Origin of the sequence: Pseudoxanthomonas sp. LjRoot125, from assembly GCF_964252705.1 — a bacterium.
Taxonomy (GTDB): Bacteria; Pseudomonadota; Gammaproteobacteria; order Xanthomonadales; family Xanthomonadaceae; genus Pseudoxanthomonas_A.
Map to the genome: position 1 here is coordinate 2,355,836 of NZ_CAXUOY020000001.1, position 25,003 is coordinate 2,380,838.

The 25,003-nt window shown below is 63.7% G+C and carries 25 protein-coding genes; 6 read left to right on the forward strand and 19 right to left on the reverse strand.

Annotated features, from left to right (window positions below):
• Positions 1 to 114: 114 nt before the first annotated feature.
• On the reverse strand, positions 115 to 522 hold the full coding sequence (locus ACSION_RS10865; protein WP_162407216.1) for a MerR family transcriptional regulator: 408 nt from the start codon (positions 520 to 522) through the stop codon (positions 115 to 117).
• Positions 523 to 622: 100 nt separating this feature from the next.
• Here ACSION_RS10865 and ACSION_RS10870 point away from each other — a divergent pair, with 100 nt between their 5' ends.
• Positions 623 to 1,261 carry a cation transporter gene (locus tag ACSION_RS10870; RefSeq protein WP_162407217.1) on the forward strand — a complete coding sequence of 213 codons (639 nt, stop codon included), beginning with the start codon at positions 623 to 625 and terminating at the stop codon, positions 1,259 to 1,261.
• On the opposite strand, the gene ACSION_RS10875 is transcribed toward ACSION_RS10870, so the two are convergent.
• The 11 genes from ACSION_RS10875 to ACSION_RS10925 form a co-directional block, all read right to left on the reverse strand.
• Entirely contained in the window at positions 1,258 to 1,623 is a 366-nt protein-coding gene (locus ACSION_RS10875; protein WP_407073747.1) for a lipid-A-disaccharide synthase N-terminal domain-containing protein, read from the reverse strand. The two genes, ACSION_RS10870 and ACSION_RS10875, sit on opposite strands and share 4 nt — an antisense overlap.
• Before the next feature lie 5 nt (positions 1,624 to 1,628).
• The gene (locus ACSION_RS10880) at positions 1,629 to 2,363 is read right to left on the reverse strand and encodes a glycosyltransferase family 2 protein (protein ID WP_056881663.1); all 735 of its coding nucleotides are present in this window, start codon (positions 2,361 to 2,363) and stop codon (positions 1,629 to 1,631) included.
• Positions 2,364 to 2,433: 70 nt separating this feature from the next.
• Positions 2,434 to 4,137, reverse strand: coding sequence for an ArnT family glycosyltransferase (locus ACSION_RS10885; RefSeq protein WP_081420486.1), 1,704 nt, complete (start codon positions 4,135 to 4,137; stop codon positions 2,434 to 2,436).
• A 63-nt stretch (positions 4,138 to 4,200) separates the two neighbouring features.
• Positions 4,201 to 4,941, reverse strand: coding sequence for a hypothetical protein (locus ACSION_RS10890; RefSeq protein WP_155944762.1), 741 nt, complete (start codon positions 4,939 to 4,941; stop codon positions 4,201 to 4,203).
• A 22-nt stretch (positions 4,942 to 4,963) separates the two neighbouring features.
• Positions 4,964 to 5,335, reverse strand: coding sequence for a diacylglycerol kinase (locus ACSION_RS10895; RefSeq protein ID WP_056881660.1), 372 nt, complete (start codon positions 5,333 to 5,335; stop codon positions 4,964 to 4,966).
• Positions 5,336 to 5,443: 108 nt separating this feature from the next.
• The gene (locus tag ACSION_RS10900) at positions 5,444 to 7,162 is read right to left on the reverse strand and encodes a phosphoethanolamine transferase (protein ID WP_162108749.1); all 1,719 of its coding nucleotides are present in this window, start codon (positions 7,160 to 7,162) and stop codon (positions 5,444 to 5,446) included.
• A complete protein-coding gene (locus tag ACSION_RS10905) occupies positions 7,155 to 8,051 on the reverse strand; it encodes a cation diffusion facilitator family transporter (RefSeq protein WP_056881658.1) in 897 nt (298 codons plus the stop codon). The genes ACSION_RS10900 and ACSION_RS10905 overlap by 8 nt, the downstream gene beginning before the upstream one ends.
• 81 nt (positions 8,052 to 8,132) lie before the next feature.
• Positions 8,133 to 11,321: an efflux RND transporter permease subunit gene (locus tag ACSION_RS10910; protein WP_056881657.1), complete on the reverse strand. Its 3,189-nt coding sequence runs from the start codon at positions 11,319 to 11,321 to the stop codon at positions 8,133 to 8,135.
• 11 nt (positions 11,322 to 11,332) lie between these two features.
• Positions 11,333 to 12,370 carry an efflux RND transporter periplasmic adaptor subunit gene (locus ACSION_RS10915; RefSeq protein WP_056881656.1) on the reverse strand — a complete coding sequence of 346 codons (1,038 nt, stop codon included), beginning with the start codon at positions 12,368 to 12,370 and terminating at the stop codon, positions 11,333 to 11,335.
• 10 nt (positions 12,371 to 12,380) lie between these two features.
• Complete coding sequence (locus ACSION_RS10920; protein WP_056881655.1) at positions 12,381 to 13,649, reverse strand: TolC family protein; 1,269 nt, start codon at positions 13,647 to 13,649, stop codon at positions 12,381 to 12,383.
• A gap of 54 nt (positions 13,650 to 13,703) precedes the next feature.
• A complete protein-coding gene (locus tag ACSION_RS10925) occupies positions 13,704 to 14,108 on the reverse strand; it encodes a hypothetical protein (RefSeq protein WP_056881654.1) in 405 nt (134 codons plus the stop codon).
• A gap of 152 nt (positions 14,109 to 14,260) precedes the next feature.
• On the opposite strand from ACSION_RS10925, the gene ACSION_RS10930 reads away from it, so the two are divergent.
• Together ACSION_RS10930 and ACSION_RS10935 are read left to right on the forward strand one after the other, a co-directional pair.
• A complete protein-coding gene (locus ACSION_RS10930; protein ID WP_056881653.1) occupies positions 14,261 to 14,623 on the forward strand; it encodes a hypothetical protein in 363 nt (120 codons plus the stop codon).
• Between the two features lie 137 nt (positions 14,624 to 14,760).
• Positions 14,761 to 17,253, forward strand: coding sequence for a heavy metal translocating P-type ATPase (locus ACSION_RS10935; protein WP_312771456.1), 2,493 nt, complete (start codon positions 14,761 to 14,763; stop codon positions 17,251 to 17,253).
• Positions 17,254 to 17,358: 105 nt separating this feature from the next.
• Here ACSION_RS10935 and ACSION_RS10940 read toward each other — a convergent pair whose 3' ends face one another.
• Complete coding sequence (locus ACSION_RS10940) at positions 17,359 to 17,856, reverse strand: DsbA family protein (RefSeq protein ID WP_312771709.1); 498 nt, start codon at positions 17,854 to 17,856, stop codon at positions 17,359 to 17,361.
• Positions 17,857 to 18,075: 219 nt separating this feature from the next.
• Between ACSION_RS10940 and ACSION_RS10945 the strand changes: the two genes are divergently transcribed.
• Both ACSION_RS10945 and ACSION_RS10950 read left to right on the forward strand, forming a co-directional pair.
• The gene (locus ACSION_RS10945) at positions 18,076 to 18,342 is read left to right on the forward strand and encodes a BPSL0761 family protein (RefSeq protein WP_234882450.1); all 267 of its coding nucleotides are present in this window, start codon (positions 18,076 to 18,078) and stop codon (positions 18,340 to 18,342) included.
• 2 nt (positions 18,343 to 18,344) lie between these two features.
• Positions 18,345 to 19,106, forward strand: coding sequence for an SseB family protein (locus ACSION_RS10950; protein ID WP_435305935.1), 762 nt, complete (start codon positions 18,345 to 18,347; stop codon positions 19,104 to 19,106).
• Between the two features lie 378 nt (positions 19,107 to 19,484).
• Here the strand turns inward: ACSION_RS10950 and ACSION_RS10955 are convergent, their stop codons facing one another.
• The 3 genes from ACSION_RS10955 to ACSION_RS10965 form a co-directional block, all read right to left on the reverse strand.
• Positions 19,485 to 19,967, reverse strand: coding sequence for a copper resistance protein B (locus ACSION_RS10955; RefSeq protein WP_435305936.1), 483 nt, complete (start codon positions 19,965 to 19,967; stop codon positions 19,485 to 19,487).
• Positions 19,964 to 21,766 carry a copper resistance system multicopper oxidase gene (locus ACSION_RS10960; protein WP_435305937.1) on the reverse strand — a complete coding sequence of 601 codons (1,803 nt, stop codon included), beginning with the start codon at positions 21,764 to 21,766 and terminating at the stop codon, positions 19,964 to 19,966. Before ACSION_RS10960 ends, ACSION_RS10955 begins: the two co-directional genes overlap by 4 nt.
• A 115-nt stretch (positions 21,767 to 21,881) precedes the next feature.
• Positions 21,882 to 22,286 carry a CopL family metal-binding regulatory protein gene (locus ACSION_RS10965; protein WP_435305938.1) on the reverse strand — a complete coding sequence of 135 codons (405 nt, stop codon included), beginning with the start codon at positions 22,284 to 22,286 and terminating at the stop codon, positions 21,882 to 21,884.
• A 152-nt stretch (positions 22,287 to 22,438) separates the two neighbouring features.
• Between ACSION_RS10965 and ACSION_RS10970 the strand changes: the two genes are divergently transcribed.
• Positions 22,439 to 23,434, forward strand: coding sequence for a glucokinase (locus ACSION_RS10970; RefSeq protein ID WP_435305939.1), 996 nt, complete (start codon positions 22,439 to 22,441; stop codon positions 23,432 to 23,434).
• A 312-nt stretch (positions 23,435 to 23,746) separates the two neighbouring features.
• On the opposite strand, the gene ACSION_RS10975 is transcribed toward ACSION_RS10970, so the two are convergent.
• From ACSION_RS10975 to ACSION_RS10985, 3 genes are read right to left on the reverse strand one after another with little or no spacing between them, the layout of a single operon-like run.
• Complete coding sequence (locus tag ACSION_RS10975; RefSeq protein WP_435305940.1) at positions 23,747 to 23,905, reverse strand: hypothetical protein; 159 nt, start codon at positions 23,903 to 23,905, stop codon at positions 23,747 to 23,749.
• A gap of 18 nt (positions 23,906 to 23,923) precedes the next feature.
• On the reverse strand, positions 23,924 to 24,685 hold the full coding sequence (locus ACSION_RS10980) for an SseB family protein (protein WP_435305941.1): 762 nt from the start codon (positions 24,683 to 24,685) through the stop codon (positions 23,924 to 23,926).
• Positions 24,686 to 24,687: 2 nt separating this feature from the next.
• Positions 24,688 to 24,960, reverse strand: a complete 273-nt coding sequence (locus ACSION_RS10985) for a BPSL0761 family protein (protein WP_435305942.1) — start codon at positions 24,958 to 24,960, stop codon at positions 24,688 to 24,690.
• Between the last annotated feature and the right edge of the window lie 43 nt (positions 24,961 to 25,003).

The window sequence follows — 25,003 nt, forward strand, 5'->3', positions numbered from 1 at the left end:
ACGTATCTCTCCACGCATCGTGGCGGCGTCAGTGGGTTCTGAACAATTTCCTTGATATGGGATTGCTAACATAAGCGCAGCGCTTTTGGCCGATAGTAAAAAAACGCTACACAGTTACACCTCAAAACTTTGCGTTGGCTGACGTAGCGTCGAAAGAATCGTGCACTCGGCCCGCTGTCCCCCGTGGCAACTGATGATGACACGCTCAAGTTCATCGGCCATCCGGCGAAGATCTTCCTGGCGCGCACGAATATCGGTCAGATGTGTACGCGCCAGGCGATCGACGTCGTCGCAGGACAAACGCTCATCGCTGGCCAGTTGCAGGAGGCTGCGGATCTCTTCCAGACTGAAGCCCAGATCCCGCCCTCGCGCGATGAACCGCAGGCGCTCGATATCGGCGCTCGTATAAGCCCTATAACCACTGTCCGTGCGAGTGGGGTGGGGCAGCAGCCCGATCTTCTCGTAGTAGCGGATGGTTTCAAGGTGGCATCCGCTGGCTTCGGCAGCCTGACTGATCTTCATGGAAGGATCGCTTGACTCTGTAGTTACTACAGACTTTACGCTAGCCGGGCCCAAACTGTGATTTTCCGGTTGCAGGAGTGGCCCCTCAACGGAGCGCGTGATGTCTGAATGCTGTGGCTGCGGCAAGGTAGTCGATGTAGCGGGTATGCAAGCCAAGCAGCGCAAGGTGCTGGTGATCGTGCTGCTGATCAACCTGGCGACCTTCGTCATGATGGCCCTCGCCGCGTGGCACTCCCACTCTTCGTCCCTGTTGTCCGGAAGCCTGGACAACCTCGGGGATGCGCTGACCTATGCGGTGAGCCTGGCGGTGGTGGGCGCATCGGCACACCTGAAGGGCCGGGTGGCCCTGCTCAAAGGCTTCTTGATCCTAGGGGCCGCGATCGCGGTAGGCGTACAGATCGTCTGGCGCTTGGCCCATCCGGGTGTTCCGATCTTTGAGAGCATGGGGGTGGCTGCGTTGCTTAACTTGGCGGCCAATGCGGTCTGCCTGTGGTTGCTGAACCCCTATCGCGCCGGCGATATCAACATGGCCTCGGCGTGGGAGTGTTCGCGCAATGATATCTACGAGGGCGTCGCCGTCATCCTGGCCGCGGCGCTGGTGTGGGCCTTCGGCGCGGGGTGGCCCGACCTAGTGATTGCTGCAGCGTTGCTGGTTCTGTTCCTGCGCTCGGCGGTGCGCGTGTTGCGGGCTGCGTGGCGCGAAAGTCGACCAAGCGCGCAGCCCAGTGCCACGATCTAGCAGGAGTGATCGTCCTCGGAAGGGGACGAGGCGGGTTTGGCTACGGCGCTCGTACCAATGCTACGGTGATGGCGTATGTCCAGATACAGGCTATACGCGGCGGTGAAGGCCGGCAGCAGGTTCTGCACGACGCCCACGGCATCCTGCTTGGACGAGAACAGGAAGTAGCTCAAAGCCATCAGGCTGCCGCACAAACTCATGTACCAGAACAGGCGCGGGATCACCGGCCGGCCGGCGCGTTTGGACGCCACGAACTGGATCAGCCAGCGCACGCCGAAGAAGGCCGCACCGGTCAGGCCAATGAGCTTCCAGGGCGTTGTATGTAGGCCCGTCCAGCTCAACCATAGGATTTCCTGATCCATTACGTTCATGACTTGGAGCCAGCACTGAGCTCGCTGGTGGCGGTTACATGGCTGCGCTGGATCAGCCAGGCCACGCCCATCAGGTCGCGGATGCCCACCAGGGCACGGCCTAGGTTGGTGTACTTGGACTGGCCCGATCCCCGCGATCGGTGGGAGACCGGCACACTGAGGGTCTTCCAGCCGGCGCGCTGCATCAGTGCCGGCAGGTAGCGGTGCATGTGGTCGAAGTAGGGCAGGTCCAAGAAGGCAGCGCGGTCGAACAGCTTGATGCCACAGCCGGTATCGGGCGTGTCATCCCGCAGCAGCGATTGCCGGATGCGATTAGCCCATCGCGAAGCCCAGCGCTTGCTGGCCGTGTCCTTGCGCTCGGTGCGCCAGCCGGCGAACAGCCGCACCTGCGGTGACGCGGCTTGGCGAGCCGCTAGCAGTTTGAGGATATCGGCTGGATCGTTCTGGCCATCGCCATCGAGCGTGGCGATCCAGGGCGAGAACGCGTGCTTGACGCCATTGCGGATGGCGGTGCTTTGCCCACTGCGTTGATGGTGCAGCAACACCCGCAGTTCGGGCACCTCGGCTTTTAGCCAGCCGAGCACCTCGCGTGTGTCATCGTCGGAGCGATCGTCCACACAGATGATGTCGAAGGCGATCTTGCCGCGCAGGTGGTGCACCACCTCCTGCACGAGCGGGCCGATGTTGCCGCGTTCATTGAAGACGGGAATGACGACCGACAGACTGGGCATCCGGGGCAGCGACGGGCTTTGCATGGCGAAGGACTCAGTAGAAGGGCGTGCGGGAAAGGAGAAGGAGGACTCAGTCTTCACTGACATCGGCTGACCACGTGGCCGGAACCTCGCAGTCCGGGATCCAGGCCGTACCCGGTGCCAGAATCCAGGCGCGTCGATTGGAGGCGCCGATGTCGATGACCTGCGTTGGATCCAGGCAAGGCCCGATGGCTTCCTTGCGCAGGAACAGCCAGCGTCGTGTGGGGTCCTGCAGGAGCCAGGCGTGCGCCTGCTGCCACTGCTCCACCCAGGGCTTCTTGAAGCCGAACTCGGTAACCGATCGCTCGGCCTGGAGCAGGTGCTGTTCGCGCCAGCCGAGCATGGCCAGCTCGGCATCCAGATCGATGGTCGTTTCCACGCGCTGCATCAGTGCTTTGGCAGAACTGTCCGGACTGAGCGCCGGCATGAGCCCCACGCCATAGGTGATCCACAGCGAGGCGGTGACGGCCACCAGCGCAAGCACCACGCACCGGCGTGCGGCGAGCATCACAACCAGGCTCACGACGGTGAAGCCCAGCAGCCATCCACTGACCTGCTTGACCGTGCCCATGTCCATGCCGCGGCCGTCGAGCAGGCCATGCACGCGCTCGGGTGAGGCGGTCAGCAACCACAGCCCCAGGGCAGCGGTAACGGTGACCACTACCGACAAGTAGGACCACAGCACGGCGCGAACGCCGCGACGACGCAGCAAACCCGCCAACAAGGGAGCGGCCGCGATGGCCAGGGCGGGCAGCATCGGGAAGATGTAGACCTCGCGCTTGCCCGGGCTGGCACTGAAGAAGACCAGCACCAGCAGCGCCCAACCGAGCAGTAGCGCGTAACGCGGGTCCACGCGACGCACACGCCGCCACCACGCCGGCAGCAACCACGGCGCGAGCAGCACGCCTGGCAGCCACAGCGTGAGCATGGTCTGTAGGTAGTACCAAGCGGGTTTTACGTGGTGCCAGGCATTGGCGTAGCGGGTGCCGGTCTGCTTGAACAGCATTTCCCGCGCGTAGGTGTGCAGGGCCGGATCCGATGAGGCCGCCACCGTGGCCAGCATCGGTACCAGCCACACACCCGCGCCCAGCACAAAACCCGCAATGCCGGCCAGCACATGCACCCCTCGGTGCGAGGGCAGGAGGTGGGGCGACTTCCACCGCACCCACAGCCAAGGCACGAACACCAACAACGGCAGAAAGCCCACGCCCTTGGTGACCGTGCCCAAGCCAGCGGCGAAGGTGCCCACCATCAGCAGCCAGGGGCTGGGCTTTTCAAGCAGGTAGCGCACCAGCGCCCATAGCGAGAGCGTGGTCATGCCCACCAGCACCATGTCGATCTGCGCGCGCTTGGCTTGCAGCACGAACTGCAGGCAGACGAACAGGCCCAACACGGTGTAGTCGGTCGTGCGCTTGCCCCACAGGCGCCGGGCAATGTCGCCCGTCAGCCACAACGTCAGCAGCGCCGCCAGCAGGGAGGGCAGCAGGAACGCCACATCCCAGCTGCGCACCAAGACATAACTGGCCGCCTGCAGCCACATGAAGGTGGGCGGCTTCTCGGCGTAGAGCTCAATACCTCGGTAGGGGAACAGCCATTGGCCGGTTTCCACCATGGTCTTGGCCGCCAGCACAAAGCGGGGCTCATCCGCGGGCATCGGCTCGCGTAGCCCCAGGCCCGCCAACAGCGCCGTGATGACCAGCAGGATCAAGAGCCAGGTTTGGCCGGGAGAAAGGTCGCTAAGGGAATGACGCATCGGCGTATCGCTCGTGCAAACAGATGAAAAGGACTCAAGAACTTCAGTGCGGGATCGCGCGATCTAGAAGCGGCGTCGACGCTTTCGCCCGCCATGCGGCGGGGACGGACCTTTGCGCAAACGCGACGATGGGCTGTCGGGAGAGGACGGCCCGTTCTGATGACTGGGAAAGGGATTGCCGAGGCTCTCGATCACCGGCGATGACAGAGCGCGTGCCTGCTCGATCGAGGATCTGAACTTGGCCGCCGACACAAAGGCCGCGATCGCGGCCAGGGCCGACGTCACCCCCAGCCACGGCGCGGCGCCCTGCATGCCCGTACGGGTGGCCACGACTGATTGCAAGACAGCCGTGATCGCGAACAGGGCGCCGTAAATCACGCTCAGCACGATGCCCGTGCGTCGCCGACGCACGGGCGTGGCCTGCAGGGGTCTGGCCATCAGCGCCGACGCGATGGCGAGCGCGTAGAACGGCGCCTCCAAAGCGGCGACCACGGTGCCGGCGGTGCCCACGGATCGATAGGCGATGAGCAAGCCGAGCAACATCACCGGCGTTGCCACCAGCAACTCACGCAGTCGTGGCCGCATCGCCGCAGCGAACTCAGACAGGTACCGGCGATCGTCGCGTCTGAACGCCACCAGCAGATCCAGCGCGTGCAGCGTCACTACTACCCAGAACAGCGAGCCCACCAGCACGACGGTGCTGCTGAGGATGACGGTCAGGCCATCAGGGTGTGGAACCGACATCGCCGATTTCAGGCCCCAGCCCACAGCAAAGAGCAGTGCTCCAAAAAGTATGTACGCCATATCAACCTCCAGCCCGGTGACATCAGCTGGCCAAGATGGCCAGCCATGTCAGGGCGGTAACCGCCAACGTCATGAAAACCGCAGCCGAGCCCATGTCTTTGGCGCGGCCGGCCAGTTCGTGGTGCTCGGGGCCGTAGCGCTCGATGACTGCTTCGATCGCTGAGTTAAGTAGTTCGACCGGTAGCACCAGCAAGACCGTGGTGGCCAGCAGTGCACGCTCTACACCGGTCTCGCCCAGCAGCAGGCCCAAAGGCGCAAGCACCAGGGCGAGCACTACCTCGAGACGAAAAGAAGACTCATGCAGCCAAGCCGCACGCAGTCCTTGAGCAGACCAACGTGCCGCCATCATCAAACGCTTGGGGCCACGCGGCAGGTGGCCATAACCGTCAGCCATGGGAGACTCCTTGAGAAGAAGTGAGTGACTGCTTCAAGCGCGTGGTTCGAAGCGGCCGAAGGCCTGGCAACAGGTGCCGGGCGAGAGGTGAGGGGCAATACGGGAGCCTCATGGCGAGGCTCCTGCCGTGGTCTGGCATCCCGAAAACACATCGAGCTTCGGGTCGTAAGCCGTAGTGCTGACCTGCATCAGACCGAGCACGGAATGGAACAGGTTGTCGTGACTGATCGGCTGGCTTGCCCGACTACGCACGCACGCGGTGTTGACGCCTTTACCGCTGGCCATGCCCGGTGAAAGCCAGGCCACCATCGGCACCTTGATCTGGGTGTCCGGCGCAATGGAGTAGGGCAAGCCGTGCAGATAGACGTTGCCTTCGCCCAGCGACTCGCCGTGATCGGAGACATAGATCATCGCCGTGTCGTGCGTGGTGTCTTGCGAGAGCATCTGGATCGTCTTGGACAGGAAGTCATCCGTTTCCAGGATGGCGTTGTCGTAGGCGTTGACGATCTCTTGCCGCGTGCAGCTGCCCAGATCCGAGGAACGACAGTCAGGCCGAAACTGACGGAGTGCTTCCGGATAGCGTTTGAAGTACGCCGGCCCGTGATTGCCCAGTTGATGCAGAACCACCACCGTGTCGCCGGGGTTGTCATCGATCACATCGTGCAAACCTTGCAGCATCACCGCATCACGGCAGGCCTGGTCATCGCACAGCGAGCTCTCCGGCGGCTTGCGGTAGGACTCGAAGGACAAACCATCGCAGACGCCCTTGCAGCCGGTCTGGTTGTCCCGCCACAACGTCTTGACGCCGGCCCGCTCCAGCACGTGTAGCAGCGACTCGGAACCCACGATGTTCTCGCGGTCGTAGTTGCGCCGGCCAGCAAGGGAGAACATGCAGGGCACGGAGACTTCCGTGTTGGACCCGCACGCAGTGACGTCGCTGAAGTTGATGACGTTCAACTTCGACAGCTGAGGCGTGGTCTGCCGTTCGTAGCCGTTTAAGCCCCAGTTCTGGGCGCGCACGGTCTCGCCAACCACGACCACCAACAGGTGGGACTTGGTCGAGGGCGCGTGCGCCTGCTGCCGGGCATCGGCCGCCACGACCTGGCGCGGCAGCTTTGGGCTCCCGGCCTCTTGGCTGAGCACGCGCGTGATGGACGCCAGGTAGTTGCCCGGCGCGATCAGGTAGCGCAGCGCTTTGTCATTGCGCATCAGCGATGACAGATCCTGGAACGTCGCCATCACCCCGACGCATGCAATCAGAAACATCGCGCCCAGGAACAACGTCCGCCGCAACAACGCTCGCTTGATCGACACCCGAGGAAAGTGCACCAGCCACAACGCGGCAGCAGGCAGCACGCCCATCAACAGGACGGTTCCCAGCATGTCCCACGTCAGTAACTCGCGCGCCTCCTGCGTATCGGTTCTGATCACGTTCCGGACCATGCTCGGATCCAGATAGACCGCATACGTGCTAGCGAAGTAGGCCGCCGAAGCGGTGGCCACCAGCAGGACCGCCAGAACAGGTCGGGCAATCCAACGGTTGAGCACCAAGCCGAACAGCAACGCATGCAAGCCGACCAGGGCGGCGGTCACCCCGATGTAGAAACGCAGTTCTCTCGCGCCGCTCAGGACGCCTGATTCTTTGACACTGGCCCAGAAGGCGCCGTTTGCGGTGAACGCAAAGAAGACGGCAACCATCAGGATGACCAGCTCCAGGCTCAGCGCCACCCGCCAACGCGGACGGTGTGCGCTTGTTGAACCTCGGAGCGATGTGTCTTGGAATCGGGCGAACACCTTGCGGAAACTCGCTCGATTCCGGTCAGGCATGGCCCACCTCGCTTCTGCACGAAGTGCGTTCCACCTGCAAAGTCACATCATGGATATCGAACTGCTGCTCGATCACCCGGGAGAGTTCGACTTGGATCGTGTCCGGATCGGGCACTCCCGCCGCCAGAACGATGTGAGCCGTCAGCACGACCTGCCCAGTCCCCAGCGACCACACGTGCAGATCATGGACCTCCTGCACGGCCGGCATCTCGATAAGCCGCTTACGGATGGCCGCTACGTCCATGCCTTCCGGCACACCCTGCATCAGGATATGGCCGGCCTGCTTGAGCAGGGTCCAGGTACGGGGTAGCACCCACAGGCCGATCAACACCGCAATGATCGGATCGACCAGCGTCCAGCCCGTGACCTTGATGACAATCGCACCAATGATCACACCCACCGATCCGAGCATGTCGCTCCAGACCTCCAGGTAGGCACCCTTCACATTCAGGCTGGTGCCACTGCCGGCCCGTAGCAGACGCATAGAGATCAGGTTGACGATCAGACCCAGGGTGGCGATGACCAACATGCCCGTGGACGCAACTTCAGGCGGCTCACGAAAGCGCCCGACCGCCTCCCACAGGATGTAACCGGCAACCACGAACAACAGACCGCCGTTGATGATCGCGCCGATGGCTTCCATACGGGCATAGCCATAGGTGCGGCGAGCATCAGCCGGACGTCGACTCATACGCACCGCGATCAGCGACACGGTGAGGGCGATGACATCGGTCATCATGTGCGCCGCATCGGATAGCAGCGCCAAGCTATTTGTTACCAGACCGCCGATGATCTCGGCGATGAGGAACGTGGAAGTCAGGCCGAGCGCCCACCATAGGGGCTTCTCGTACCGGATCTCGGACGTTCCATGATCATGCCCTGTGCTCATGCGTGTTCTCCTAAGAACAGATGCAAAAGAGCGGCTAGGAACGGGGTATGGCGGCGGTGCGTACACCGCCGCCGTGCCCTGTCACGATTTCATGTGCGCCGGGGTGCGATTGAAGCGGGTGTGCACCCACCGGTAGAACACCGGCAGTACCACCAGCGTCAGCAACGTGGAGGAGATGATTCCGCCAATGACCACGGTGGCCAGCGGACGCTGCACTTCCGAACCCGCACCGACATTGAGCGCCATCGGGACGAAGCCCAACGATGCGACCAATGCCGTCATCAGGACGGGGCGCAGACGTGTGAGCGCACCTTCCCGAATGGCTTCGGCCATGGGTTGTCCGCTCTCGCGCAAGCTTCGGATGAAGCTGATCATCACTAGGCCGTTGAGCACCGCCACACCGGACAGGGCGATAAAGCCCACGCCTGCCGAGATCGACAGCGGAATTCCGCGCAGTGCCAGCGCCAGTACGCCACCGGTCAAGGCCAGCGGGACCCCGCTGAAGACGATGAGCGCGTCCTTGGCCGAACCAAAGGCCATGAACAGCAAGGCGAAGATCAGCACCAGGGTCACCGGCACGACGATGGACAGACGCTTACTGGCCGAGATCAACTGCTCGAAGCTGCCGCCGTACTCGATCCAGTACCCGGTCGGTACCGTGACCTGCTTGTCGATAGTCGACTGCAGTTCCGAGACGAAGCTACCCAGGTCTCGATCGCGAACGTTGGCGGTCACGATGATGCGTCGCTTGCCGTTTTCGCGGTTGATCTGGTTGGCGCCCTCGGAGATCTCTACGCGCGCCACTGAACTCAGCGGGACGACCTGCGCCTGCGCGGCGTTGGCCTGCGTACCCACCGACTCATCAGCCTGGTTGGCCGCGATGGCCGCCGTCAGCGAGATGGGCAATGCCGAGAGCGCGGTGGGATCCAGGCGCTGCTGTTCCGGCAGACGCACGACAATGTCGAAGCGTCGATCGCCTTCAAACAGCTGGCCCGCCACCTCACCACCGATGGCCGTGGCCACGTTGCGCTGCACGTCAGCCGGATTCAGGCCATAGCGTGCCAAGGCATCCCGATCGGGCAGCACCGAGAGCATGGGCAGGCCAGCAGCCTGTTCCAGGCGAACGTCAGCTGCACCGGGTACCTTGCGGGCGGCGGCCTCGATCTTCTGGCCCACTTCCAGCAACGTATCCAGGTCATCGCCGTACAGGTTGATCGCCACGTCCGCGCGCACGCCCGAAATCAGCTCGTTGGTACGCATTTGGATCGGCTGGGTGAACTCGTAGTTGTTGCCGGGGATCTTCTTCATCTCCGCCTCAACTTCCGCCACCAGGTCCGCCTTGAGCTTGCGCGGGTTGGGCCACTGATCACGCGGCTTGACCATCACGAAGGTGTCAGCCACCGACGGCGGCATCGGGTCGGAGGCGACCTCAGCCGTACCAATCTTCGACCACACTCGCTCCACTTCTGGGAACTGCAGCAAACGTTCTTCCACGATGCGTTGCATGCCCAAGGACTGGGTCATGCTGGTGCCGGGAATACGCATGGCCTGAAGCGCGAAGTCGCCCTCATCCAAGCTGGGAACAAACTCGCTACCCATGCGAGAGGCGAGCAGCCCACTGCCAACCAGCAGGGCGATCGCACCGATGGCCACCAGCTTGCCGCTACGCAGGCTCAGATCCAGCAAAGGTTCGTAGCGCCCACGGAACCAGCGCATCAGCCAGTTCTCTTTCTCTTCGACCTTGCCACCGAGCAACATCGCCACGGCAGCGGGCACGAAGGTCAGGGACAGGATCATCGCGCCCGTCAGCGCCAGCACCACGGTGATGGCCATCGGGTGGAACATCTTTCCTTCCACACCGGTCAGGGCAAAGATCGGCAGGTAGACGGCGGTGATGATGCCCAGACCGAACAAGCTCGGTCGGATCACTTCGGCCGATGCGCTGGAGGCCACTTCAAAACGCTCTTCCAGCGTCATCTCACGCCCGAGTTCATGCTGACGTTCGCCAAAGCGACGCAGGCAGTTCTCGATGATGATGACCGCGCCGTCGACGATCAGACCGAAGTCCAGTGCGCCCAGGCTCATCAGGTTGGCCGACACGCCACCGCGCTCCATACCGGTCAAGGTGAACAGCATCGACAGTGGAATCACCGCAGCCGTGATCAGAGCAGCTCGGAAGTTGCCTAGCAGCAGGAACAGGATGACGATGACCAGCAACGCGCCTTCGATCAGGTTCTTGGCGACCGTGGTAATCGTGCGATCCACCAGCGAGGTACGGTCGTACACCGGCGTGGCAGTAACGCCCTTGGGCAGACTCTTGGCCGCTTCCTGAAGCTTGGCGGCCGCGGCTTGGGAGACGTCACGGCTGTTGGAGCCCACGAGCATGACCACCGAGCCGAGCACGACCTCGTGGCCGTTCTGGGTTGCCGCACCAGTACGCAGTTCTTCACCGTCGGCCACATTGGCCAGATCACGAACCCGAATGGGCACACCGTCACGACGGGTGACGACGATCTTCTGAATGGCAGGAATGTCCGAGACCTGTGCCGGCACACGCACCAGGAACTGCTGGCCGTTACGTTCGATGTAGCCGGCGCCCACGTTCTGGTTGTTGGCCTGCAGGGCCGTCACTACATCTTCAAAGGTCAGGTCCAGCGAGCGCAGCTTGGCAGGATCAGGCGTGACGTGAACCTCACGCTTGAAGCCGCCCATGGTGTTGACTTCGGTCACACCCGGAACGTTGCGTAGTTGCGGACGAATCACCCAGTCTTGCAGCGTACGCAGATCGGTGGCGGTGTAGGGCGTGCCATCGGGTTTGCGGGCTTTGGGATCGGCATCGATGGTGTAGGAGAAGATCTCGCCCATACCGGTGGCAATCGGACCCAGGGTGGGTTCGATACCTTCGGGCATTTGCGCCTTCACTTGCGCCACGCGCTCGGAGACCTGCTGACGCGCAAAGTAAATGTCCGTCCCGTCCTTGAACACGACGGTGACCTGGGACAGCCCGTAGCGGGAGATCGAGCGGAAGTACTCCATCTTCGGCAGACCGGCCATGGCCGTCTCGATGGGGAACGTGACGCGTTGCTCGGCCTCCAGTGGCGAGTAACCGGCCGCTTCGGTGTTGATCTGAACCTGGACGTTGGTGATGTCGGGGGTGACATCGATAGGGATCTGACGGGCACTCCAGATGCCGATGGCGATCAAGGCCACCGTCAACGTCATGACCAGCCAGCGATGATTAATCGCGACTTTTATGATTTTTTCGAGCATGACGGTCTCCTTTAGTGCGCGTGTGTCGCGCCGGACTTTTCGATGTCCGCCTTGACCAGGTAGCTCTGGGTCACCACGATGTCCTCGCCGGCCTTCACGCCTTCCAGCACGGCCACTTGCGTGGAGTCACGATCACCCAGCTTCACCGGCCGCGCCGTGTAGGTATCGCCGTCACGCACAAACACCACGTCCTTGCCGTCCATGCTCTGGATGGCCGACTGCGGAATCACGACGCCCGCATCGCTGGTGGACATCGTGATTTGCGCCTTGACCGCGGTGCCTGGACGCCAGAAGCCATCCTCGTTGGGCAGTGCGGCACGGGCGACCAGGCTCTGGCTCGCCGTTGACGTGCTGGGCAGCACGCGTTCGATGGTCGTCGTAGCGCTGACGTTGTCGTACAGGCGACTGACCGTGACGGCCACGCCCGGACGCAGGTACTGCGCATCGGCCCCGAACACATGCAGGTCGACCCACACCTTGGACAGATCGCCGATCTCAAACAGCGGCTGGCCTTCGGCGGCTACGCCACCGACACTTCCTTGTCGACTGAGGACGACGCCGCTGATCGGTGCGGTGATGGTGTAGGTGGTGAGGCTGAGATTGCTGTGAACCACGGCCAGCGCTTGGCCTTGACGCACGGTATCGCCCACATTGGCGCGCAGGGCACGCACCACACCGGGATAGCGCGCAGTGACCTGGGCCACGCCGCCTTCCATCGGCGTCAGCACGCCTTGGACTTCCAACTCGTTCTTGATGGCACCCTCACTGACCTTGGCCACTTTCACGCCACTCTTGTCAGCTTCTTCCTGCGGGATCGTGGTCTTCTCGGCACCTTCTTCTGCATGACCGCCGGCTTCCTCACCGTGGCCAGCTTCCCCTTCCTCGTGCCCGGCTTCGCCTTCGGCGCCGTGATCATCACCCTCTGCGCTGGCCTCTTTGGCAGGCGCCGTTTTCTCTTCCGCGGCGTCCTTGGAACCACCGCAAGCGGCCAGCATCAGGACAGCGCCCAGCAGCAACGTCGGAGCTGCAATCTTTGCAACGTTCTTCATTTGGAAATCCTTATGGGGTGGTGGTGCCGCTGGCGACGATCGGCTGCCCGGTCAGGCGCTGGATCTCGATCAGGGCAGCTTGTGCGTCGACGGCCACTTGCAGTTGGCGCACGCTGGCTTCCACGCGTTGCGCCTGCAGCTGCGACCACTCCAGATAGCTGATCGCACCGGCTTTCCACGCGTACTCGGCGGCCTTCTCAGCCTTCTCCAAGCGTGGAATCACGTCGGTACGCAGGCGGCCGACTTCCAACCGTGCCGTGGAGTAATTGCCGTAGGCGTTGGTGAGCGCGGAGTACAGATCGATGCGCAGGGACTCGCGTTCGATCGGCGTCATCGCCAGTTCGGCTTCAGCAGCACGGATGCCCGGTGCGGCGCGGCGTGCCGACCCCAGCGGAATGCTGATGCCGGCCATGAACCCCACATCGCTCGTAGCACGGTTGTAGCGTCCACCGGCCTGCCACTGCAGATCAGGCGTAGCTTGCGTACGAGCCAGACGTAGTTGGGCTTCACGTACACGCTCCACGCCCGCCAACTCAGCAAGCTCGGGTGTGTTCTGCAGATACTCACTCAGTGCATCGAAGCTCTGCAGTTCCGGCAGCACCAAGGGATTGCCCGCCGCCACGGTGAAGCTGGGCGTACGCTCATTCCACAGGGCCGCCAGGTTCTGGCGCGTGGCCGCTTCATCGGCAATGGCACGATCCCGATCCAGCTCGGCCGTGGCCAAGGCCGCCTGTGCGGTGAGCACGACGGACTCAGGTGACGCACCTGCGGTCAGGCGGGTACGTGCTGCATCGACAGCGCGCCTACGTTGAACAATGTCCAACTCGGCGATGCTCTTGCGCTTGGTCGCCGCGGTGACCGCCAGATAACGCTGCGCCGTCTCGGCCAGCAGGTCCAGCCTTGCCATCTCACGCTGCGGCGCCAACGTATCAATGTTGGCCAGCGCCAGGGCTTGCCGGGCGTTGAGCTTGCCGCCGCGCTCGATCACCCCAGCCAGGGTGACCGTGAGCTCGGCCTCGCTGAAACCGCGATAGTTGCCGGTGCCGAGCGTGTTTTCGATGGTTGCGCCGAGGGTCATCGGGGGCTTGAGGGCCGCCGATGCCAGATTGGCATCCAGGACCTGACGACGTCCGTCGAAGATGCGCAGGTCAGGGTGTGTCGTGGCAACGCGCGCAATGGCGTCGTCCAACGAAAGGGTAGAAGAGGGCGCCGTCCCCGTCTGCGCGTACGCAACGGGCACGACCAAAAAGGCAGCGCACGCTGCCAGTCGCAACCACATGAGGTATCTCCGATTAGGCGAAAGAACGATGCACCGGCAAGCCGGCGTGCAGCGTTAGGCCGTAATCGGGGGACGGGTTAGGGACAGCGGCTGCAGGGAATCCAGCGGCTGGATCTCGTGCACAGGCGCGATCGCCTGAGGAGCGAGCGGATCGACCACAAGGGCGGGCGAGGGAATAGCCACCGGGTGGCCGCACGCATGGGCGCCATGGACCAGCGCGTGCAGCAGATCGCCGGCCGAACCCTCGTCCTGATCGCCGGCATCCTGATCAACCACCGCGCTGGTGGCGTCATCGCTGACATCGCAGTGCTCCGGATCGGCATGATCGGCCACGGCCTGGGCCGACTCGTGGATATCGCCCACGGCCGCCAGCACCGGATTGGCCACCACCGCGAACAACAGCAGTGCCAGCGCCGGGAGGCGCAGGAGACGGCTGAGTTGGCGCAGGGCGCGTTTCATAGTGGGGGTATGGTAGTCAGCCCATTGCGCGTTAGACAATCACGTAATTCAGAAAACAGCGCTTCTTGTTAAGGCGTTACGGTGTAACAGCGCTTGGCGGACGCGAGGGTGTTCGGTATCGTCGGGTCATTCGTGCAAGCCGGGGCCACCGAGTGCGCATCCTGACCGCCAACGCCAAAACCTGGCTCGCCTTGGGCGTGTTGTGGCTGGTCGCGGTGGCAGTGCAGGCCCATCCGGTCTTGACCCAGCTCGGGCAGTTGCATGGCCTTGAGCACCAAACCACTCATCTCAGCGCCACTCAGCACGCGCACGACGCCAGCGGCGATGTGCCCGGTGAAGACGCCAAAGGCGCACACAGCCTGTTCCATCATTCGGACGTATGCGCACACGCGGTGATTCTGCCGGACTTCCCGGCACCTGGGCCGCTCATCCCCGGTCAGGCCTATACGCCCATCGCTGCGGTCCTGGCGCTGGCCCAGCGCTCTACGCACCCCTTACGCCCACCCATCGCGTGATCGCGCGGGCGCACGCCGCCTTGGCGTAGCCCCTACTTTGGGATCGCGTGCGCCGGTCGCAACGACCGTGCTGTCGCGTGGCACTCACCTGCGCTGTGGACACTCAGGTTCATCTGCGCAGCACTGACGAGATCGATATGGATACCTCCCCTGGCAAGTTGCGCCTGGACATTCCCGTTGTGCTTCCCCACGTGCGGGATGCCGCCGATGCGTGCATCGAGCGCCTGCAGAGCGAACTGCTCGCGCGGCCCGGCGTTGACCGCGTCCACATTCGACCTGCCGAGGGGGAGGGGCCGGGCCAACTGTGCGTGCACTTCGATCCGCAGGTGATGTCGCTGGCTCGCATTCGCGAGCTGGCCCAGGCCGCGGGTGCACGCGTCACGGAAAGCTTCGGTCACGTGACCTGGACGGTCACCGGCATCGGGCATGAGCGACGCGCCCGCAACGTGGCCGAACAGATGAGCTCGGTGTTTGGCGTACTGGAAGCTCGCGCTAGCTCGGCCGGTACGGTGTACCTGGAGTTCGAGCGCGAAAAGATCGACGAGGGCGGACTGGAAGCCTCCTTGAAGCGCATGGGCGTTGCACGCGTGGCGACGGGCAAGCCGTCCCAGCATGAGGATCACGCCGGTCATACGCATGACGGCAAAGAGGGCGAGCACGGGGGGGAGAAGCACGACCACGACCACGCCGGCGGCTTGCTCGGCCCCAACGCCGAGCTGATCTTCGCCCTGACGTGCGGTGCATTGCTGCTGGCGGGCTTTCTGATCGAGAAGTTCGCCGCCTCATTGCCGGGGTGGTTGTCCACGGCCTGCTACATCGGTGCGTACGTCTTTGGCGGTGCCTACACGCTGCTCGAGGCCTACGACAACCTCAAGCTCAAGCGCTTTGAAATCGACACCTTGATGCTGGTCGCCGCCGCCGGCGCCGCCGCGCTAGGCTCCTGGGCCGAAGGTGCGTTGCTGCTGTTCCTTTTCAGCTTGGGTCATGCGTTGGAGCACTACGCGATGGGACGCGCCAAGCGCGCCATCGAGGCGCTAGCCGAACTCGCACCCGACACGGCGATCGTCATCCGCGGCGAGACCACCACCGAGATTCCGGTCGGCGACCTGCAACTTGGTGATCGGGTACTGGTGCGTCCCAATGAGCGTCTGCCGGCCGATGGGTTCCTGCTGAAGGGCAACTCCAGCATCAACCAGGCACCGGTGACCGGCGAGTCCATCCCGGTGGACAAGCGGCCGGTGGAGGATGCCGCGCTGGCACGAAGCCGGCCCGACAGCGTCGATGCGGCCAGTCGGGTCTTCGCAGGCACCATCAATGGGGCCGGCGCGATCGAAGTGGAAGTGACCAAGCGCGCCGAGGATTCCGCGCTGGCGCGGGTGGTGAAGATGGTGAGCGAGGCCGAGACACGCAAGTCGGCCACCCAGCGCTTCACCGATCGCTTCGAGCGGATCTTCGTACCTGCGGTACTGGTGCTGGCGTTCCTACTGCTGTTTGCCTGGGTGGTGGTGGATGAGCCGTTCCGCGACAGCTTCTATCGCGCCATGGCCGTGCTGGTGGCCGCCAGTCCGTGCGCGTTGGCCATCGCCACCCCGAGCGCGGTCCTGTCCGGTATCGCCCGCGCGGCGCGTGGGGGCGTGCTGATCAAGGGCGGCGCGCCGCTAGAGGATCTGGGTTCGTTGAAGGCGATGGCCTTCGACAAGACCGGCACCCTGACCGAAGGGCGCCCGCGCATCACCGATGTGGTGCCGGTGGACGGCGCCTCGGAGACCGAGCTGCTGCAGGTAGCCGTTGCGGTGGAGTCGCTGAGTGATCATCCGCTGGCGGCCGCGATCGCGCGTGATGGTCGCAGCCGGTTGGATAGAGGCAAGTTGCCAACGGCCTCGGACTTGGAAAACCTGATCGGCCGCGGCGTCAAAGCCCGTCTGGGCGATCAGCCGGTATGGATCGGCAAGGCCGAGATGTTCGGCGCGGATGGAGTTCCCGCCCTGGGCGCCGCCGCGGCGGCGGCCATCGCCGCGTTACGCGAGCAGGGCAGGACGACCATGGTCGTGCGGTTGGGGGATCGGGAGCTCGGCGCGATCGGCTTGATGGACACGCCGCGCGAGGCGGCCAAGCAGGCGCTGGTGCGCCTGAAGGCCATGGGCATCGAGCGCATGATCATGATCTCTGGCGATCACCAGAAGGTGGCCCAGGCCGTGGCCAAGGAGGTCGGTCTGGATGAGGCGTGGGGCGACCTGATGCCCGAAGACAAGGTCGAGGCGATCCGCAAGCTGCGCGATCAGGACAAGGTCGCCATGGTCGGCGACGGCGTCAACGATGCGCCCGCGATGGCCAACGCCACCGTCGGCATCGCCATGGGCGCGGCCGGCTCGGACGTTGCCCTGGAAACGGCCGATGTGGCGTTGATGGCCGATGACCTGAAGCACCTGCCATTCGCCGTGGGCTTGAGTCGTCACACGCGCGGCATCATCCGGCAGAACGTCTTCGTCAGCCTCGGCATCGTCGCCTTCCTCGTGCCGGCCACGATCTTCGGTCTCGGTATCGGTCCGGCGGTGGCCGTGCACGAAGGCTCCACATTGTTGGTGGTCTTCAACGCGCTGCGTCTGCTGGCCTACAGGGACAGGTCATAACGCCACAGCCTCAAGCTGATGACATCACGGTCGCGGCGGCACCACGTCGTGATCCTTCTCTACGTCGTCACGGCCTGCCGAATACCTCGGCAGGCCGCGCCAAGATCAGGGCTTCTTACGGGTGCGCTGGAGTTCGGTTGCCACGAGCGCGCTCAATTGCTGAGGACCCAGTTCGGACAGCAGCTTGCCGTTGACGAAGAATGTCGGCGTGCCGCGAATGTCGGCCGCTTCCACGGCGGCCACTTCGCGTTTGATCAGGGTCTCGACGGCTCCGGTCGCCAGATAGCGCTGTGCGCGTGCGCGGTCCAGGCCCGCGGCGAGAGCGAACTCCCACACCTTCTTCGGATCCGACGCGCCATGGCTGGCCCACACAGGCTGGTTTCGCATCAAGGTCTCCAGCACCGGCTCAAACTTCTTCTGTTCCCGGGCTGCTTCCAGCACACCAATCGCCTCCTTGGATACCTGCCCATGGAAGGGTACGTAGCGGATCACCAGGCGCACGTCCTTGGGATGGGCGGCCAGCAGTTGCTTCACGTGGGGATACATCGCGCGGCAGGAGTCGCAGAACTCCACGATCGTGCCTGGCGCAGTCACCGGCCCCATGGGCGGTGCGCCGGCAAGCCAGTAGAAAGAGCGCGCGGAATCAATCAAGGATACCGGCCGCACCCCGGCTTTACATAAGCGACGTTATGCGAAGTAAGTTATTGATTATATTAGTTTAAGTTGGAATTCGCAAGATCCGTAACTGCGCCGTGCGCTGGCTGGCCACAGACGCGATAAGCTAAGCATTCCTTAGTTTTAGTCATTCTTGATGCCATGACGATGCCATCTGAGCGCACCCGCAATGTGCTGCAGGCAGGCGCGTTCCTCAGGCAGCTAGCCGCCAGCCAAGCCGTGCCCAAAGAGGTGCGGCAAGAGGCATACCGACTGCTGCGGCACTATCCAACGGTCAGCGACATTGAGGCGATTGCTGAGCACGAAGAGCGGCTGCGAGCGCTGACCCAGTCGGCCTTCGTACGACCCTACTTGAGCACCGAGATCGAGGCGGACTGGTTCTCCGGATACCCGCTTGGCCCTCATCGCATCTGACCATGAAGCAACCGAGCAGGCCGCGTGGAAGAGGGACTACGTCTGCGGAGGCAGCGCTGGAGGCTTCCTTTGAACGGGCCCGCGACAGCGCAGCCGAGGAACGCGCATTCTTCAAGCGACTGATGGATGCGATCGTGTACGTGCATGCGCCCGTCTCGGACGACGCGCGGACACTGCGGCTAGTCCAGTTCCGCCATCCTGACGGTTTCGACGCGATCCCTTTCTTTACCTCGCTCGACAAGGCGCAGGCGGCCAGCTCGGCTGCTGTCAGAATTCTGGGAGTTTCAGGCCGTGAGCTGCTAACCGGTACTCGCGGCGCGACGTTGATGCTCAATCCCAACGACGGCGGCGTTGTCCTGTACCCGGAAGAGGTTGCGACATTGTTGGATACGGGCTTTCTGGCCAGGGTAGAACGGCTGTCGCCGGCTGAGTTCGCGGTAAGACCTGCCCCGGCGGCACCGGCTTGGCTCGCTCCGGTCATCAGCGCCAGCCTTGAGCACGCCGACTTCGTCTCGTCGGCTTATCTCCTGGAAACTCACTCGTCAGGAGGCGTCGAACAGCCTCCCGGTCTGTTGATCTGGCTGGTGGTCGACCTGGCTTTCGCCGAGCGGGCCGCTCGTCTGGTGACCACCGCCATACAGCCCTTATGCTCAAATTTGGACGTCATCATCGACTTGGCGGTCCACGACGTATCGCAGCCTTTGCCGGCGGGCCTGGATGATCCCCAGATCCTGCCCATATTCACGAGAATCAAGTCAACTTGAGCGCAGCTCATCGGCCTATGAGCCCTGAAGACAAGCTACTAGCACTCCTTCCGGAATTGACCGAGGAAGAGAAAGATCGGCGAACGCGCAAGGGTATGGCCGACGTCGACGCTGGACGTACGATCCCGCACGAGGAACTGCTGCAATGGATCAGGCGACGGTCGGAGCCTTCTTGAGTGTTTTCGTTGGGTCAGGAGCGTGGAAACTCTTGAATCCAATATTCAAGAAGGGCACGCGTGCCTGAGCAGTACTCCAGGAATGCCTGTGTCACACGGTTTCTGGTTCGATCAAGCCTAGTTCTGTAATCCACGAACTGCCTGACGTCGAGGGGTGTTTCCTCGTTGAATCATGGTGTTAGAGCCGATTCGGCTGTTTTTCTCACGAATCCCTGCCGACCCTCAGCCACAGCCGGTCGGTGTCGGTGCCGAACCACGCCGTGCCCTCCCAGGCCTGACCGGTGCCTTCGTCGGCGTCCCATGCTTCCAGTCGGTTGAACGTTACCTTGCGGTTGAACGCCGGGGCGTGCTGCATCGCATGGTGGTCGATGTCGGGAAACGCGGCCGCCAAATCGTCGGCGGTCACCGGCGGAATGGGTTCGTGCGGCGTCGTGGCAGCGCCCTTCGTCATCGCAGCATGGTCATGCTGTGCGTGAGCGTCTTGCTCGGACGAGACGGTCGTCGCCTGCGTAGCGTGTTGCGCGTGGTCATGGTGCTGCGCGTGAGCGTCTTGCTCGGACGAGACGGTCGTCGCCTGCGTAGCGTGTTGCGCGTGGTCATGGTGCTGCGCGAAGGCTGGAACGCTCGCGCCCGCGAGCGCCGCGATCGCGGAGGCAACGCGCAGCAGGGTGGGGGAGGTCTTCATGCTTCGATCCTCACTTCCCGCATCATGCCGGCTTCCATGTGGTACAGCAGATGGCAGTGGAACGCCCATCGCCCCAGCGCGTCGGCGCGTACGCGGTAGCTGCGTCGCGTGCCCGGCGGCATGTCGATGGTGTGCTTGCGCAGGTGGAAGCCGCCCTCGGCGTTCTCCAGATCGCTCCAGACGCCATGCAGGTGGATGGGATGCTGCATCATCGTGTCGTTGACCAGCACGATGCGCATGCGCTCGCCGTATTTCAGGCGCAGCGGCTCGGCACTGGCGAACGGGATGCCATCGAACGACCAGGCGAACTTCTCCATATGCCCGGTGAGGTGCAACTCGATGGTGCGTCCTGGATCGCGACCGTCCGGATCGTCGAACAGGCTGCGCATCGCACCGTAGGTCAGTACCTGGCGCCCGTTGTCGCGCAAGCCGATGCCCGGATCGTCGAGCTTGGGGTCGCTGGCGGACGACTGCATGTCGACCAGCGGGTTGCCGGTCTCGCTGGCCGGATGATTCGGCGCGGTCGACGCCTTGCCACGGGCGCCATGGTCCATCGCACCCATGGTCGCGCCACAGCCGCCTTCACCCATCATCGCGCCGCAACCGCCCTCCATGCCTTTCGCTGCGCCATGTCCGCCCATGTCGTGGCCCATGTCGGCCATCGTCAACAACGGGCGTGGGTCGCGCGACGGGATCGGTGCCTCCAGCCCATCGCGCACGGCCAGCGTGCCGCGTGCATAGCCGGTGCGGCCCATGTCCTGCGCGAAAATCGTGAAGGCGTCCTGGCCGGCGGGTTCGACGATCACGTCGAAGGTTTCCGCCACTGCGATACGGAACTCGTCGACGCTGACCGGATGGATGTACTGCCCGTCGGCGGCGACCACGGTCATCTTCAGCCCGGGGATGCGCACGTCGAAGTAGGTCATCGCACTGCCGTTGATGAAGCGCAGCAGGACCTTCTCGCCCGGTTTGAACAGGCCGGTCCAGTTATGCGACGGCGCCGCGCCGTTCACCAGGTAGGTGTAGGTGTGCGCGTTGATGTCGGAGATGTCGGTGGGCGTCATCCGCATGCGTCCCCACATGCCGCGGTCTTCGATGGTCTCCGCCAATCCGTCGCGCTTCGCATCGCGCACGAAATCCACCAGCGTGCGCTGGTAGTAGTTGTCGTGCTCCGGCATCTTCTTCATGCGGCGGTACAGCGCGGCGGGTTCCAGGTCGGTCCAGTCCGACAGTAGTACGACGTGTTCGCGGTCGTGGTGGTAGGGCGGCGGGTCGCGCGGATCGATGATGAGCGCGCCGTACAGGCCGGCCTGTTCCTGGAACATGGAATGGCTGTGGTACCAGTACGTGCCGGACTGCTTCACCTGGAAGCGGTACTGGAAGGTCTCGCCCGGTGCGATGCCGTTGAAGCTGAGCCCCGGCACGCCATCCATGTTCGATGGCAGGAGGATGCCGTGCCAGTGGATCGAGGTCATGTCGCGCAGGCGGTTGCTGACGCGCACGGTGACCGTGTCGCCTTCGCGCCAGCGCAGCGTGGGTGCCGGCAAGCTGTTGTTGACGGTGATCGCGGGCCGCGTGCGGCCGGTGATGTCGACCGGCATCGCGCCGATGCTCAAGGCGAAGTCGGTGCCGGTCACGAGCGCGGCACCACCGCGGCGGGCGGGTGTTCCGGCGGAGGCGGGCAGGCGCGCCAGGCCGAGACCGAGTGCGGCACCGCCCGTGGCCAGGCCGGTGACGAACTGGCGGCGCGTGGGACGGAACGCGCCCAGGCGTCCCGGTGTGGGGTCATCGTGGTTCATGCAAGTTCATCCTGTGGATCCGTCGCAGGGTCGTAGCCCCGCGGCGGTTTCCGTGGTTTTCGCGAACCGGTCTGCGCGAGGCGACCGGCATTCGTACGGCGCCGCGCGTGCGGCGTCAGGCAGCCAGGATGGGAGGTCGGTGCCGGTGCGAGAGGCGAGCGGAGGCGTGGCCGTCCGCAGCGTAGTCGGGCGCGGCCGCATGCAGCGGCGCGCCGGTGCCCAGCCAGAGGGGCCAAACCAGCGCAGGCGCATGCTGGGTGCAGAAGCCATCACAGGTGCCGGCCTTGCAGCAGTCCGGCGCGGCGTCCTGCGCCTGGTGGTCGCCGGTATCCTGCATGCCGGCCATGTCCCCGATGTCCATGTCCTCATGACATGGTGGCGCGGGCATAGCGTCGCCGAGCATGGCGGCCGCCGGTGCGCCTTCCAATGCGGTGCTTGCGGCCATGTGCGCGGACGCGCTGCCGTTCACCAGCAGAAGCAGGCAGAGCAGGGCACGCAACAGGGGCGCGAATCGGGCCATGGCCGCATGATACGCCATCGCTGACGGACATACCTTGGCGTAGGGTCAAGGCTTGGCTTCATCCGTGCGCACCACGCCACGACAGGGACACGATATCCTTGCGGTGTTTCTTCGGCATTGGGCAGCGTGGCATTCGGATGGCGGGCACGGTAATGACGAGCAGGGTGCCGGCAGGCGTATCTGAGGGTCGTGGTTCGGAAGAGGCCCATCCCCGCATCATCGTTGCCGACGTGGGGGGCACCTATGCGCGCCTGGGCTGGACCGACGGCGTCGATGCCGACCAGGTCCACGACTACCGTCGCTATGCCTGCGCGGACCATCCGAATCTCGCTTCGATCCTTCACGACTACGCCGCGGGCAGCAACTGCCAAGGTGCGGTGGTCGCGATCGCGGGCGTGCTGGAAGGCGACCGGTTGATCAATTCCAACCTGCCATGGGCCGTCTCGGTCGAACAGACCCGCCAAGGCGCCGGACTGTCGTGGGTGCAGCTGATCAATGATTTCGAAGCGGTCGCCAACGCGATGCCCGTACTCGCGCGGGACACGTTATCGCCGTTGACCCACGTCACCGAAAGCACCACGAACTCGCCGGCGCTTGTGATCGGTCCGGGTACGGGCCTCGGTGCTGCTTTATGGATGGAAGGTCATCCGCCGCGTGTGCTGGCTACCGAAGTCGGCCAGGCTGCACTTGCTGCCGGCAACGATCTGGAAATGGACGTGGTGCGCCGGCTGCTGCGCGAGCGTCGCCATCTCAACAACGAACACGTGTTGTCCGGCACCGGCCTGATGAATCTTTACCGCTGCCTGTGCGAACTGCGCGGTGGCACGGCCATCCACGCCGACGCGGGCGCGCTGGTCGCCGCCGCGGAATCCGGCGACGGCCTTGCGCTTGAAACGCTGCAGATGTTCTGTGGCTGGCTCGGCAGCCTGGTCGGCGACCTGGCGATCATCTTCGGCGCCAAGGTCGTGTATCTCGCCGGCGGCGTCACCGCGCACATTCCCAAGTTCCTCCACGACGGCCACTTCCTCGAGCGCTACCTCAACAAAGGCGTGATGTCCGAACGCCTGGAGCAGGTACCGGTGTGGCGGGTGGAGCATGGGCAGCTGGGATTGCTGGGCGCTGCGGCCTGGTACCAGCAACATCAGTAGTGCTTTTACATAATAGGCATTATGCGAAATCGCCTATGGGGTGAACTGGGCTGGTCGGCCCGGCTCCTGGGCTGGTTCCTGAAAGTGGGCAGCGCACTCTTGGATGATCCTGCTACGCACTCTTTGTGCTCAGTGAACGCAGACAAGCGTGCCTATAGTTTGGGAATCGCATACATGGATGCCTGGATTTCTGGACCTCGCACTCAAGCATGCATGCATTTGCCTGCCCACTGATTTCCCCAGTTCCAACAGAAATCACGCTAACGCGCTTTCCGTGCCCCAGTTCTTACGCTCCTGAGCCATCGAGAACCTTCAGGAAGGCTCCAACAGCCGCCTGACCCATCGCAGCATTTCCTCGTGCGGGATCGTCCGTCCGGCGTCCACGTCGGCCAAACCCTCGCGGGTCCGGCGATCCTTCTCTTCCTCGGTCAGTTCCGGAAGGAGTGCTAGTAGCTTGTCTTCGGGGCTCATGGGACGGGCGAGCTGCGCTCAGGTTGGCGTGATTCTCGTGAATACGGGCATGATCTGCGGATCATCGAGGCCCGCCGGTAAAGGCTGCGATACGTCGTGGACCGCTACGTCGATGATGACGTCCACATCGGCGCACAAGGGCTGTATGGCGGTGGTGACCAGACGAGCGGCTCGCTCGGCGAACGCCAGGTCGACCACCAGCCAGATCAATAGCCCAGGTGGCTGTTCGGTGTCCGCTGACGAGTGAGTTTCCAGGAGATACGCCGACGAGACGAAGTTGGCGTGCTCGAGGCTGCGGCTAATGGCAGGAGCGAGCCAAGCCGGTGCGCCGATGGCAGGTCCCACCACGAACTCCGCCGGTGCCAGCCGTTCCACCCTGGCCAGAAAGCCCCTATCCAACCATGTCGCGATCTCCTCCGGGTACAGGACAACGCCACCGTCGTTGGGATTGAGCATCAAGGTGGCCCCGCGCGTACCGCTCAGCAGCTCACGGCCCGACACGCCCAGAATTTTGACCGCCGCCGAGCTGGCCATCTGCGCCTTGCCGAACGAGGTAAAGAACGGGATCGCATCGAAACCTTCAGGATGGCGGAACTGCACCAGTCGCGGTGTTCGCGCATCGTCCGACACCGGCGCATGCACGTACACGATCGCCTCCATCAGCCGCTTGAAGAATGCGAGTTCCTCGACCGCGCTGTCACGTGCCCGTTCAAACGAAGCCTCCAGTTCTGCCTCCGCAGCCGTGGTCCCTCTTCCATCCCCCATGCTCGGTGGCTTCATGGTCAGATCCGATGGGGGCCCAGGGAGTAGCCGCGGAACCAATCCGGTTCAATCTGGCGGGTCAGATAAGGGCGTACGAAAGCCGACTGGGTCAACTCCCGCAACCGTTCCTCGTGCTCAGCAATGGCCTCGACGTCGCTGACGGTTGGATAGTGCCGCAGCAGTCGGTATGCCTCTTGCCGCACCGCTTTGGGCACGGCTTGGCTGGCGGCCAGTTCTTTCAGATACGCGCCGGCCTGCAACAGATTGCGCGTACGCTCATCCGGTCGCGTCATACCTGACTCCCGTCACCAGAAACTAAGGAATTCTTAGCTTACC